Origin of the sequence: Paenibacillus sp. GCM10027626, assembly GCF_042676285.1 — a bacterium.
Classification (GTDB): Bacteria; Bacillota; Bacilli; order Paenibacillales; family Paenibacillaceae; genus Paenibacillus_Z.
This window is the reverse complement of record NZ_JBHTHC010000014.1, coordinates 1-13,026: the sequence shown is the minus strand read 5'-3', so window position 1 is coordinate 13,026 and position 13,026 is coordinate 1. Positions and strand designations below refer to the sequence as shown.

Genomic DNA, 13,026 nt, shown 5'->3' with positions numbered 1-13,026 from the left:
GTCTGTCCTTCTATATTCAACGCTTCACTTTATAAAACTCATGATACAGCTTCATTAAAGCCCGCTTCTCAATGCGCGACACATACGATCGTGAAATGCCGAGCTCCTTGGCAATTTCCCTTTGCGTGCGCTCGTCGCCGCTGCCGTCCAGGCCGAATCTGCCGCGGATCACTTCCTGCTCCCGTTCATCCAATATGTCCAAATTGCGATAGATTTTACTTTTTTCTATTTTAAGCTGTACCTTATCCAGGACCTCATCCTGTTCCGTACCCAGAATATCCTGCAGCGTAATCTCATTGCCTTCCTTATCCGTTCCAATCGGATCGTGCAGCGACACGTCCTTGCGCGTTTTTTTCAAGGAGCGCAAATGCATAAGAATTTCGTTCTCAATACAACGGGCCGCAAAAGTAGCCAGCTTCGTTCCCTTGCCGGTCTGAAAGCTTTCGATCGCCTTAATCAATCCGATCGTCCCGATCGAGATTAAATCCTCCAGATCTTCTCCCGTGTTATCGAACTTTTTCACAATATGGGCGACCAACCGCAAATTATGTTCAATGAGCAAATTTCTAGAATGCTGATCTCCTGCCGCCATCAGCTGGAGATGCTTAATCTCCTCCTCCTCATGCAGCGGCTGCGGAAATGCGTTGTTTTTCACATAAGAGATGAGCAGAGAAAACTGCTTAATAAACAAAGCTATTGTCGCAAACAATCCAGGCATTTTATCGGCCACCCCCTTGATGTAATGGCCGGGGACACTCCGCTTCCCCGACATTCGCAATGACTGTTTTATATCGTATGTGGGCAGTGGCCTATCTGTGCCTGTACGTCTTTCGTATCATGTAAAAAAATGAAAAGGGATGCTTCCGGCAATAGAAGCATCCCGCTTTCTCATCTTATGCGTGTATGAAATAAGTCCATACCGAGCCCGATAATGGCATCCTTCATAGCGAGCTTGTTTATCCAGCGCTCCGGGATGCCGCTGCAGCCATAATAAGCGCCTGCCAATTGGCCGTAGACAGCCCCGGTCGTATCTGCATCATCACCCAAGTTGACTGCCAGCAAAGCCCCCTCTTCGAAAGTCGAAGCTTTGGAGAACGCCCACAGAGCCGCTTCCAGCGATTTTACAACATATCCCGATCCCTGAATTTCAGGGGGCTCGCTATTTCGGTAGGAGCCCTGCCGTATTTCTTCAATTTTCGGAGTAAGTGCTGCTCCTTCCAGCCAGGCATCGTATCTGGCACCTTCCAGTATTTCTTCTTTGGTACATCCTTGCAAAGCAGAGACGATATACGCGGCAAACAATTTACAAGCATCGACGCATTCCGCCGCGGCATGTGTCGTCTTCGAACTTGCAGCGGCATAATGAATCGCGCTGGCAGGCTGCTCTGCATAATACATCGGGATAGGAGCAAGCCGCATAATTGAGCCGTTGCCGGCGGAAAACGGACTCTCCGATCCGCAATAGCCTTCTCCTGTCCGGACATGCCGCAGTATAGCCTCCCGCGTTGCATTCCCAATGTCAAAGCACACTCCAGTGCTGCTTCGATAGCCTTGGCGCATCCATTTCTCATATCGCTGCATTTGATCAATCGCATTAAATCCCTTTTCGGCGAGCAAGCTGTCTGCCAAACAAAGCGCCATCGACGTATCATCCGTCCACTCGCCCGGCTGCAGCGCAAATACTCCGCCTCCCGTCATATCGGCGACAGGAGGAAAGGAGCCCGGGGGCTGAAATTCAACGGTCGTTCCTAAAGCATCGCCGGCAGCAAGTCCGATCAAGCAGCCGATATGCCTGTCCAATGTAAGCTCCATCTCACATTACCTCCCTCTTCTACCCGCGTTAATTGACAAGTTCATGCAAGACATCCCCAATGTTGCCGCCAAGTCTGGCATTCGCCAAATGATCCATGGGCGTCGGATCGCGATTAATGATGATGAGCCGGTTCCCTTCATATAATCTGACCAGGCCCGCGGCAGGCTGTACCGTGAGTGACGTGCCGGCCACAATCAGCACGTCCGCCTGTGTGATAAGGGATGCCGCCTGTTCCAGCACCTCCATATCGAGGCTTTCCTGATATAACACGACATCCGGCTTGATGAAACCCTGACACTTCTCGCAGCGCGGAATGTCATCCGCAGAAGCCATTATCGTTTCCAGCGGATATTCCGCCTTGCACGACATACAATAGTTGCGCAGCACCGAACCGTGCAGCTCCAGCACATTGCGGCTGCCGGCAAGCTGATGCAGACCGTCAATATTTTGCGTAACAATTCCCCGCAACTGCCCTCTTCGTTCCAGTTCGGCCAGTGCGAGATGCGCCCTATTGGGCTTCGCCTCAGGATATAGCATTTTTGTTTTATAAAAGGTATAAAAAGCTGCCATATGGCTCATAAAAAAATCCCGGCTTAAAATTTGTTCAGGCGCATACTGCTGACCGCTTCCCGCATGGTAGAGGCCGTCAGCAGAACGAAAGTCGGGAATGCCGCTTTCGGTGGATGTTCCAGCCCCGCCAAAAAATACAATATTGCTGCTTTCAACAATTACTTTCTGCACTTCTTCCATGTTCACTTGTTTACCAGCCTCCTTCGCCCTGCTAAAAATTATAGCATGCTGATGTCCGGTTGATAAAACGGCAGCCGCAGCAGGACAAAGTATTCCGGCGACCACCGCTGCTTCCTATGTTATAATGTTGCTAAAACTTAGAGTAAAACCAGTACTGTGAGGGATCTCCAGTGTTCTATTCATTATCAAGACTTGTACAGCTTGATGTCAAATGGGCCGATTTATTCGATGCCAATTCAAGCTCCTTCAAGTCAGCTCATTCCAATCCCTACTATCAACTGATCGCCGTTGCAGAAGGTCCTGTGCGCATCGAGGCGGGCGGCGAGCGGCTTACATTAAAGACGGGACAAACCTTACTGCTGCAGCCGTGGGAGCAGCATAGCGGCTGGCATCACCATGAGCTGCAGGGCAGCTTTTTTTGGGCGCAGTTTTCGTGCGAGCCATCCATTGCTCCATTTCAGATTGATCCGGGGCAGGCACCCGATATTCAACAGCTCCATGCGGAGAAGACCGAGCTGCGCACCTCGGCGCCGAATCACGAAGATCTGATTGTTATTCCGCGGCTGTTTCAAAGCAATAACCGGTATCGCATACTGGGACTGTTCGAGCAGCTTATTCAGACCGCCCGGGCAGCCAAAGGGTATTATCGTTTTCAGGAAACCTTGTTGCTAAGCGAGATTTTCCGGCTGATTGCTTCCGATTTTCTCGAGCAGCATCATTCGGATACGGCGCTGCCCTTGTCTTATTTCACCTATCGCAATTTAGTGAATTTCTTGAATAACTTTTACCAGCAAGAAATTGGCAAAGAGCGGCTTGAAAGTGCGCTGGATCGCAAATATGAACATCTCTGCCACATATTCAAGCGTTACTCCGGGACGACAATCGTCAACTATATTACTCAGCTGCGCATCCAGCGGGCCAAGCATCTGCTGCTATATACCGATGCCACTGTAGCGGAAATTGCGGCAGACGTCGGCTACAACGACCCCTTTTATTTCAGCAGGATGTTCAAGCGTCTGGAAGGCAGCGCTCCGCAAAATTACCGTACAGCTGCAGTGCAGCTGCCGCCTTCAACCTAACACAAAAGGCCCCGCCGACCTCACTGCTAGTCGGCAGAGCCTTATCATTTTTACAGCTCAATCGTCATTCCGCCATCGGCAACCAGCGTTGCTCCTGTCATAAAAGAGTTTTCCGGACTCGCGGCAAACAGCACGACCGCGGCAATTTCATCCGGTTGACCGACTCTGCCGATCGGCTGGGAGTCGTTCCACTGACGCATAATTTCTTCTTTCGGGGTGTCCAGATTTTTCACACTGCTTTCGAGCATCGGGGTGTGCACGGCTCCAGGCAGCACGACATTGGCCCGAATGTTTTCTTTGGCGTAATCGAGCGCGATCGCCCTCGTCATGGCGGCAATTCCGCCTTTCGAGGCCGCATAAGCCGAATAGCCCTCCAAAGTAGCCACTGCATGCACGGAGCTGACATTGACGATTACGCCGCCGCCAGCTTGCAGCATCGCCGGAATAACCGCTTTGCTGAACAGAAAGACGGAAGTTAAATTGTTCGTAATCACTTCATTCCACTGGGACAGCGATAGATCGGTCAGCCGCACCTGCGGGCAAATTGCCGCATTGTTGACCATGACGTCGATTCTTCCGTAATGCGCAAGCGTGTCAGCTACGACGCGGCTTACATCCGCCTCTAACGACACGTCTGCCGGCAGCGCTATTGCTTCCCCGCCCGCTGCACGTATTTCTTCGGCTGTCTGCTCCGCTTTAGCGGCCGTGCGATTGACGACCACGACGCGCGCCCCTTCCTGCGCAAAGCGCCGGGCAACCGCACGGCCGATTCCGCCGCCGCCTCCTGTAACAATTGCAACCTTCCCGCTCCATTTCTGCTCCATTTCAAGCCCTCCTTTGCGGCTAGACCGCACCAATTTGCAGCAAATATTTCGCTATCTTGCCTGGGCCGGCAATTAGACGTTCAAAGCATGCCTGGCCGTCAGCCAGCGGCTCCGTTTTCGTCCAGGGCAGCAAGTTAACGCGCCCTTGGGCAATCCATGCCAGTGCAGTCTCGAAATCATCGTCCGAATAGGCAAACGCCCCATAAGTTGCCACTTCGCTCCGGATCATATCATTGATCGGCAGCTTGCTCTCCGCCTCATGCAAACCGGTAAATAGAACCTTTCCGCCCCGTCTTACCGCCTGAACACATTTTTGCCTCGTCACCTCTGCCCCGACAGCGTCAATCGCCGCATCAAATCCATCCTCCGGCAGATCGGCAGCCAGCTGCGGATCAGTCACAGCAATGGCCCCAAGCTCGCGGGCAATTTCGAGACGCGCCTCATTCAAATCTGCGACGACCGCTTGCCGGACACCGTACACTTGAGCAGCCTGCAGGGCAAACAAGCCGATCGGCCCGGCACCGTAAATGATAATACGGTCCGTTGGCTTCATTGCCAGCAAGCGGCAAATATGCACGGCACAGGCGAACGGTTCGGTAAATGCCCCCTCCGCATACGACACTTGATCCGGCAAACGGTAGACGTTGCGGGCAGGCACTGCCACATAATCGGCAAAAGCACCCGGCCGGTGCGCGCCCAGCAGGCTGCGCCGCTCGCAAAGCTGCGATGCCCCGTTGCGGCAATAGCGGCAGCTGCCGCATGTGGCGAGCGGATTAGCGGTTACCCGCTCTCCGATCGTGAATTGCCCTGCGGCCGCCCCAACCTCCGCAATTTGGCCGGAAAATTCATGTCCCATAATAAGCGGCGGCTTGCGCAAAGAGTTATGTCCCAGAAATCCGCCCAGCTCCGAGCCGCAAATACCAGCAACCTCCACGCGGATTAATACTTCATCCGGCTTTATCGCCGGCACTGCTACTTCTCTCATTTCAAGTATACGGGGACCTTCATAGACCAAAGCTTTCATTTGCCGCTCCTCCCTTTGTCTGCTTACTCAACTCGTTCTCTTTTTTCCCAGCCCTGACGGAATAAAGGCAGCCAATTGCCAACATGATACGGGTGCTTGCCGACCTCCTCCAAATTCAAGGTTACGCCGAGCCCTGGACCTTCCGGAGGCTGCAAATAGCCGTTCTCCACCTTTAATGCCGGAACCAGCACGTGCTCCTCCCACGGTTCATTGAACTCATCGAAAATTTCATGAATATAAAAATTGGGAGTCGCCATATTGAGATGGCTGCATACGACCGAGCATACAGGGCCTTGCGCGCTGTGCGGCGCAATAACGCCGTTGTGAGCATGCACCATGCCGGCAATTTGCTTCGAAGCGGAGATGCCCAAAAATTGCGGCTCGAGCTGCACGATATGTACAGCATCGTGCTTGAGCAGCTCGGCGAATTGCTCCCTGCTGTAATAATCCTCCCCGCAGGCAATCGGCACCGGGCTGCGTTTGGCCACTTCAACCGCGGACGAAATCAAATGCGGCGGCGTCGGAGCCTCAAACCAAGTAGGTTTGTAAGGCAGCATGGCATCGGCAAATTGCAAAGCCGTATGCACGGAGAAGCGATTATGCCCTTCGATCAGCAAATCTACATCGGGGCCGACCGCCTCGCGCACCGCAGCGATATTGTCGATCGCCTGCGAAAAATCTTTGCGCTCCACGGTCCGCCAAGCTGCGCCAAACGGATCAAACTTCAAGGCCGTATAGCCTTTGGCAATAACCTGCTTCGCTTTCTCATGGAAGCTTTCCGGCGTTCCCGGCCCTCTGTACCAGCCGTTGGCATAGCAGCGCAATTTGTCGTGGCAGCGTCCTCCGAGCAATTTATAGATCGGCTGATTGACAGCCTTACCCATAATGTCCCAGCAGGCCGTCTCAATTGCCGCAAGCGCCGAGCCTTGAATTTGCCCGCCGTCGGAATAGACGTCGCGGAACAATTTAAGGCTGATCGTTTCAACGTCAAAAGGATCCATGCCAATGACAAGATGCTTTAATTCATGAATCGCGGCCTCCACCGTCTTCGCAAAGCCGTTGAGCGTGCCTTCGCCCAGCCCGGTAATTCCCTCGTCCGTCTCCACCAAAACGAACAGCCAGTTCTTCCATGGATTGCCCAAAATATGAGTCTGCAAATTGGTAATTTTCATGTGCGCTTCCTCCTAAAATACAAGTATGAGTGTTGTCATAAACGTATCACAGAGGTTTAAAAACGCACAATATGTATAACTTGTATACATCAAAACATGACCGATTTTACAAATTCAATATGGTGAGCGACCAGCCGTTCTGTAAGCTGGGGATCATTCCCGGCGAGCGCCAGACGGATTTGCCGGTGCTCCTCAATACTGCCGGGGAGCCGCGCTTTATTACGGTTGAAGGTCGTGCGCACCGCCATCAAAAATTTATCCTGAATGCGATACATGGCCTCGTTATACTCTTCATTGTCAAGGCCTGCTACGATCCGCTCGTGAAACTGGCGATCCAGCCGCACATAAGCCGCGATATCCACTGCTGCTGCAGCCTGCTCCTGCTGGTGCAAATTTTCATCCAGCTCCATAAAAAAAAGCTCATCCATCCGTCCTGTTAATTTGCGGGCGGCAAACGTTTCGAGCGATAGCCGCAGCTCGTAAATTTCAAATATTTTTTTCAATGAAATTTCTTGCACGATGACGCCCTGCTTCGGCGATTGCTTGACAAGCCCCATGACCTCGAGGCGGTCCAGCGCGGCCCGGATCGGCGTATTGCTCATTTGCAGCAATTCCTTCAACATTTTTTCGGAAATGAACATCCCGCCCGGCCAGCGGCCGCTCACAATATTTTCCCGGATCGTCTCCACTGCTTTTTCTTTTAATGTTTTGTATGCCTGCTGAAATGACATGCTGCTCCTCCATCCTGTTCCCCTGCTTACTCTGATGGTATAATGAATACTCGTGAAACACAACAGCACGACAGGTGGTGTCTACTAATGTCGCGTCCTTCTCTTCGTGAGACGGCTTACCAGACCCTTCGCGGCTGGATCAGCAATGAGGAGCTAAAGGAGGGCGAGGTAACCTCGGAAACCTGCTTGGCAGAAAAAATGGATATGAGCCGCACTCCGGTCAGAGCAGCGCTGCAGCAGCTGGAAAACGAAGGCTTTTTGCGCATTGTGCCCAAACACGGGATTCTCATCCTGCATGCCTCGGCACAGCGAATCAGCGACCTGCTCGAAACATTATCCGCCATTATTCTATTTGCCTATACACATAATATGCGGTCCCGCCCGCATGATACGATGGCTCTCATTGCTGAGTTTATGAATCAGCTGGTATCGGCGCCGTCAGCTGCCGAAATTGCAGCCGCTGAGGGCGGCATGTGGGGACGGTTAATCGAACAAAGCCAGAACCAGGAATTAACCCGGCTCTGGCATGCGACGCTTGATAAGCTGCAATGGCATCACAATCACCGGCGGTGGAAGCCGCCCTACAAAACTGATACGGAACGGGAGCTGCACCGCCTGCTTACTGCAATGACGGAAGGCTCCGAAAGCGCCATATCTGCTTTGTTTGCTTACTTGCAGCTATGGAAAAAAACATGGTCTTAATCTACATTGGACCCGGTTCAGATCGAGCGGTTTAAAAACATGTATTGCATGAAATAAACAAAAAAAGGTGGAATTCAGAAAGCGATGAAAACATTTTGGGAAAGAAACACGTCTAAACGAGCGCAAAACAAAATCAAAAAGCTGGCCGATGGTTTAAGTTTGGATTTTAAAGCTTTGAATATTCTTTTTAATTCGATTTGGGATTATGATAACGATTTATTTGGCTGGGTTGCTTCCAGCGGCGGTGACACTAAAATTCCGGATGCCGAATTCGAATATGGCAGAGCAAAAGGATTATTAAGGCCGAATGAGGAAATAACCGTGCAAAAACTTTTCGATAGGATCGAGGCCCTTATAAAGGGACTGGAAAAGGAACAAGTGAGCAACGCTTTTATAAAAGGGATCGCCACGCAGAATCCGGCCTATATCTCAGTCCTGGGGAGCTATTCATATTATTTATCAATCAATGAAAATTCTGTCGATACTTATTTGCGCTATGAAGAAAAGAACAAACATTTCAACCCGAGCCAAGTTGTCATTAACTATAATGAAAGAGTTTTCGACAGGTTGTTCCGGTCAGGCATTATGTCTCATCAAGACCCGGTGTACGCTTATGTTGACTTACTCGACTTCTCCAACACTGAAAGGATATCTATTTCTGAACCCGAAACCGCCATACTGGCGAATACGCTGAAAGCGATTAAAAATGTACCTGACGAATCGCAACCATCGGAATTGGAAAAAGTAACAAAGTCGTTTTTAATGGGAAATAAGGCCTACAGACAAATTGTATTGCGCATTCTTGGCATCAGCGACATTTTGAATCCAAGCGTTAACAATCGAATTCGCGAAACCTATGAATTGGATCAAGAGCTGCCAAGTCACTTTTATAAGAAAGAAATGGGTTATCCGTTGGCTTGGTGGGAAGGTAAATATGGCTTGGATGATGAAGCAGTAACATTCTGGTTTAGCAATCTTGATCTTCGATAGACGCTTAGAACAGAGCAGAGAAGCTAAGAGAACAACCCTGCGAGGCTAAGTCCGTCGGACCTGGTCGCGTTGCTCCATTAAGCATCTCGGGTTCGTATATACAGAAACGTTATGTGAAATGCGGAAAGAACTAAAACAATTAGTCTCAAGGGGGGCAGAGAGAGATGATTATGGATCTCTTTAAAAAGCTTACTATCATTATACCTGATGATGTACTAGAAAAATTAGAAATTCATTCTAAGAATCAAAAAGTTCAAGAATTCTATTTTAGACTAATGGAACTAGAGGAAATATTAGAAACAACTGATTTTCTGTCAAGTATTGAAGTTTATCAGAATATTATTCCTTTATGGACTGATGATAACTCGAATTATATTGGCTTCCATTTTCAAGGAGCTTGTACATACAAGATAAGTTATTTGAATCATGAGGAAACTGACTTATCACCTGGATTTAGAAGTATAAATTCATTTATTACCGAACTTGAATTGCATCCTAATTTGGATTGGGATGAATTAGGAAAGACTACCCTTCTGGATTAGATATTGACAATAACAACTTAGTCGATGACTTGAAATGTATTTATGAATTGAACAAATTAATAAGCTCTGACGAACAAATTAATGATGAAATCCGTTGTCAATATATATTTTCCATCATGGCATTAACACCGAAAACACATCTTGATTCTATAGTTGATTATTTAAATGATGAAGATATGTATGTTCAAGAAAGAGCATGTGAGATTATTGGTTTCCATAGATACATTCCGGCTAGAGAAAAGCTTATAGAGGTTTCTACAACCGGAATGCATAATGGGAAATTTGCAGCCAAAAGAGCATTAGCAAGAATGAAAGAAAATCTATAGATCACTTGTAAGAGGATTCTATGAAGTCCGCACTTCACATAATTCACGCTTTGGGCCAGGCGGACACATCGATCCCCCTAAGATAAGAACTATCTAAGGGGAATCACAGCTTGATTGTGTTACTTACCACTTGTAAACAAAATATCGGTGTAGTAGTAGCAAGGCCCCGGCTCTAATGTCTGGGCCGTTGCCGCCAGCAGTACGTATACTTCCAGCGGCGCACCGTTTTTCTGCGCTGTCACCTCAAGCGTATGCTCGCCTGCCGGCAGTGTCAATTCAACAAGCTGACTGCCCGGCGCCCGATGATAGGCAGGCATAAATTCCTCTGCTTGCGTGCAGTTAATGACCGTCTCGCCGTTCAGCTTCGCAGCGACAAGCCCGTTCGAAGCGACAATGAGACGCAGACGGCGTTCGGCTGGATTATGCAATGTTGTTCTCGCACAGTAAGCGCCGTCTGCCTCCGTCTTAAGCACTTCATTCCAGCCAATGCGATTGCCGCTGAAGCTGGCCTGCCGCTCCGCCTCGCCGCCGGGTCCCGAGACGATCCACTCGCTGGCAGCAGTCAAGTAAATCATTTCCTTCCATGTTGACCATGGAGAGCCGTCATGAACACGATGAATAATCGCTGTCAACTCATAGGACGCTGCTGCAGCTGCGGACGATTCTACAGTAAAGGCCAGCTCCGCTGCTTGCCCCGGCTCCAAATTATAGGCTTTCGCCGCCTCACCCTGCCAATCTGCAGGAACCTGCAGCTCAAAAGTACCCCGCCACGGCGCCTGAGAGCGATTCGTCAGCGTCATTGTTATCGTCTTGCGCTCGCGGCGAGCGATGGCAGGCCCGCCTTTGCCATAATCGATTACGAGCTCCAGCCCTAGCGGCTCTGCCGTATTTCGCGGAAGCAGGCGGTGATCAAGCGTCACATCCCGTTCCCACAGCTGACGCACATAATCGCTTGATTCCGCAGCTGCGCCTGCGAAATCCGTCGGCAGCTCCGGATGGACAATAATGCCCGTATCCCATGCGGCCAGCACCTGCTTGCCCATTCGGATCGTCCGGTTCGTCAATTCATCCAGATTAGCCGGAGCCGGGAAGCCTTTGATCGGCGGGCTGACAACGACCCGGTCGCCTACTGGCTTCACCCATTTCTCGGGCAGGCCTTCAGGCCCTGCGATCATTCCCAAAATCGCGCCAAGCGTCGCCGCAGTACAATCCGTGTCGTAGCCGCAGTTGACTGCCTTTAAAATCGCATCCTCAAAATTGTCGCCATAGAGCCAGCCCAATATCGTAAAAGCAATATTTTGCGGTGCATCCGTAAAATTGTCCCGGCCATGATGCTCCAAAATTAAAGCGCGCGCTTCAATCCAGCTTTTACCTTCGCGGTGCCATCTCAGCAAATCCCGCATCGCTTTTGCCGTACGGCTCGTCTCGGGAATGTAAGTCATCCCGATCTCGATCAGTTTATCGCGATCGGTTTCCATAAAGATTGCGCTTTCGATCGCCGCGAAAAACATTTCGCCATATACGCCTTCACCGCCGGCATGATCGACGACAGCATCCTGATAAGCATACTGGGCAGCCACATGCGGCGCGCCAGGCGCAACCATCCCCCAAATTTCCGAGCGAATCGGCGACCCCATGCAATGTGTAAACGGATTGTTGAACACGCCTGCAAGCGGGGCAGGGATGCCTCTGCGCAAATTCGTCAAAGCGTAACCGTATTCATCAAACGGGAAAAAAATATGCTCTACCCATTCCTGCCCCAGCTCCTTGCACGTTAGCTTGGGCCCGTACTGCTCCAGAGCGTGCAGCCATACGAGCTGCAAATCCAGATCATCGTTTTCGAGCGGGCCATCCTGCAGCACCGGATAAAAATCGAGCGACAACAGCTCCTTTTTGCCTTCGACAGGCGCACCTAAGGTGCCGCCGATATTTTTTCCTAACCATCCGCCATATACAATGCGATAGTAATCTCGTTCATTTAGCACACGAACATTCATCGTTGCTACCTCCATTTGTATTGTTTCTAAAGCGCTGCTCAATTCCCCCTCATTATAGAAGCTCCACATATTGGTTTCCATGAACGATATTAATATATCGCACAGTGAAAAACATAAAACATGAACGAAAAAAGCATTCCATTTCGCGCGCATTTGTGATAGAATGAAAGCGCTAACAAAAATCATCTTTTCAAGGGGGATTGTACGATGATGAATGTTGCACATGAGGAACGCAATCGCAATGTTTATGAGAACTTTGAAGTCGAGAAGGACATTCTTTTTTTCAAGGTGGGGAGACTCGGTCTCGTCAGCTTTCACGGCAGAAACTATAATATAAAGAAACAGCTGCCTAACGATCAACTGAATGTGTATATTTCCAGCGGCTTGTTCGTAAATGTACATTCCAACTACTATGTCAATCTGGACAAAATTGTGGCGCTGGAGGACGGCTGTCTCCGCTTTGATCAGGGAGGAGCGGAATCCAAGGTAGTCCAAGTGCCCAGATGGCGCCAATCTTATATGAAGAACCTGATTGTCGGCCGCAAGCACCGGGCGATTTAGACAAGGAAAGAGCCTGCTCCGAAAGCTCCATTCGGTGCCAGGCTCTTTTGCCGCATACGGCGTTTCAAAGGCGACCCGCGCGAGACCTGATCAGGCCGTGGGATCAAAGCATCAAATCTACTGCGATTCCTGTGGGAAGCGTGGGCGAAGTGATCTCGAGCGGACTTGCGCGGACCGTCGATCCGTTATTTCTGAACAAACGCGCGAAAACGACCGGTCTGCAGACCGTGTGTTGTTACAATCGTTCATATCAACGTAACGTGTGTCCGATTTGATGGGCAAAGATAAGCCAATACCTGGAATAGTGGAAAAGACGTTCAAATACTGCAGTTTGTGCAACAAATCGATGGGGAGGAAGCGAGTATGCTCCCAATTGTTGTGCGAAATGCAGGCCTGTTGATTATCCAATATTTAGGGTCGCATTTTCAAGAAACTGGTAAGCAAAACTAGCCATTCCGATGGTAATTTGTCCAGCTCAAATAACCGATCAAATTCGGCAAAAGTTAACTTCGCAC

Annotated in this window: 14 protein-coding genes; 6 read left to right on the top strand and 8 right to left on the bottom strand. The window is 50.0% G+C overall.

Features of this window, described 5'->3' with window-relative positions; genetic code table 11:
* Positions 1–16 precede the first annotated feature (16 nt).
* The 3 genes from sigK to ACFQ0N_RS24125 all read right to left on the bottom strand — a co-directional run bounded on the left by sigK (position 17) and on the right by ACFQ0N_RS24125 (position 2,563).
* On the bottom strand, positions 17–718 hold the full coding sequence (sigK, locus tag ACFQ0N_RS24135; protein WP_379331094.1) for an RNA polymerase sporulation sigma factor SigK: 702 nt from the start codon (positions 716–718) through the stop codon (positions 17–19).
* 170 nt (positions 719–888) lie between these two features.
* Complete coding sequence (locus tag ACFQ0N_RS24130; RefSeq protein ID WP_379331092.1) at positions 889–1,812, bottom strand: ADP-ribosylglycohydrolase family protein; 924 nt, start codon at positions 1,810–1,812, stop codon at positions 889–891.
* A 28-nt stretch (positions 1,813–1,840) separates the two neighbouring features.
* Positions 1,841–2,563: an NAD-dependent protein deacylase gene (locus tag ACFQ0N_RS24125; protein WP_379331413.1), complete on the bottom strand. Its 723-nt coding sequence runs from the start codon at positions 2,561–2,563 to the stop codon at positions 1,841–1,843.
* A 170-nt stretch (positions 2,564–2,733) separates the two neighbouring features.
* Between ACFQ0N_RS24125 and ACFQ0N_RS24120 the strand changes: the two genes are divergently transcribed.
* Positions 2,734–3,642, top strand: coding sequence for an AraC family transcriptional regulator (locus ACFQ0N_RS24120; protein WP_379331090.1), 909 nt, complete (start codon positions 2,734–2,736; stop codon positions 3,640–3,642).
* A gap of 50 nt (positions 3,643–3,692) precedes the next feature.
* Here ACFQ0N_RS24120 and ACFQ0N_RS24115 read toward each other — a convergent pair whose 3' ends face one another.
* From ACFQ0N_RS24115 to ACFQ0N_RS24100, 4 genes are all read right to left on the bottom strand, one after another.
* On the bottom strand, positions 3,693–4,466 hold the full coding sequence (locus ACFQ0N_RS24115; protein WP_379331088.1) for an SDR family NAD(P)-dependent oxidoreductase: 774 nt from the start codon (positions 4,464–4,466) through the stop codon (positions 3,693–3,695).
* A 19-nt stretch (positions 4,467–4,485) separates the two neighbouring features.
* Complete coding sequence (locus ACFQ0N_RS24110; RefSeq protein WP_379331086.1) at positions 4,486–5,490, bottom strand: zinc-dependent alcohol dehydrogenase; 1,005 nt, start codon at positions 5,488–5,490, stop codon at positions 4,486–4,488.
* Positions 5,491–5,513: 23 nt separating this feature from the next.
* A complete protein-coding gene (locus ACFQ0N_RS24105; protein WP_379331084.1) occupies positions 5,514–6,662 on the bottom strand; it encodes a mandelate racemase/muconate lactonizing enzyme family protein in 1,149 nt (382 codons plus the stop codon).
* An 89-nt stretch (positions 6,663–6,751) separates the two neighbouring features.
* Positions 6,752–7,393, bottom strand: a complete 642-nt coding sequence (locus ACFQ0N_RS24100) for a GntR family transcriptional regulator (protein WP_379331082.1) — start codon at positions 7,391–7,393, stop codon at positions 6,752–6,754.
* Between the two features lie 87 nt (positions 7,394–7,480).
* On the opposite strand from ACFQ0N_RS24100, the gene ACFQ0N_RS24095 reads away from it, so the two are divergent.
* The 4 genes from ACFQ0N_RS24095 (at position 7,481) to ACFQ0N_RS24080 (ending at position 9,953) form a co-directional block, all read left to right on the top strand.
* Positions 7,481–8,095: a GntR family transcriptional regulator gene (locus tag ACFQ0N_RS24095; RefSeq protein ID WP_379331080.1), complete on the top strand. Its 615-nt coding sequence runs from the start codon at positions 7,481–7,483 to the stop codon at positions 8,093–8,095.
* An 84-nt stretch (positions 8,096–8,179) separates the two neighbouring features.
* Positions 8,180–9,085 (top strand): hypothetical protein, encoded by a 906-nt coding sequence (locus ACFQ0N_RS24090; protein ID WP_379331078.1) that lies wholly within the window; start codon positions 8,180–8,182, stop codon positions 9,083–9,085.
* A 164-nt stretch (positions 9,086–9,249) separates the two neighbouring features.
* Complete coding sequence (locus ACFQ0N_RS24085) at positions 9,250–9,627, top strand: hypothetical protein (protein WP_379331076.1); 378 nt, start codon at positions 9,250–9,252, stop codon at positions 9,625–9,627.
* Positions 9,628–9,674: 47 nt separating this feature from the next.
* Positions 9,675–9,953, top strand: coding sequence for a HEAT repeat domain-containing protein (locus ACFQ0N_RS24080; protein ID WP_379331074.1), 279 nt, complete (start codon positions 9,675–9,677; stop codon positions 9,951–9,953).
* A 119-nt stretch (positions 9,954–10,072) separates the two neighbouring features.
* Here the strand turns inward: ACFQ0N_RS24080 and ACFQ0N_RS24075 are convergent, their stop codons facing one another.
* Complete coding sequence (locus tag ACFQ0N_RS24075) at positions 10,073–11,950, bottom strand: ADP-ribosylglycohydrolase family protein (protein WP_379331072.1); 1,878 nt, start codon at positions 11,948–11,950, stop codon at positions 10,073–10,075.
* A gap of 207 nt (positions 11,951–12,157) precedes the next feature.
* On the opposite strand from ACFQ0N_RS24075, the gene ACFQ0N_RS24070 reads away from it, so the two are divergent.
* Complete coding sequence (locus ACFQ0N_RS24070) at positions 12,158–12,511, top strand: hypothetical protein (protein WP_379331070.1); 354 nt, start codon at positions 12,158–12,160, stop codon at positions 12,509–12,511.
* The last annotated feature ends 515 nt before the right edge of the window (positions 12,512–13,026 follow it).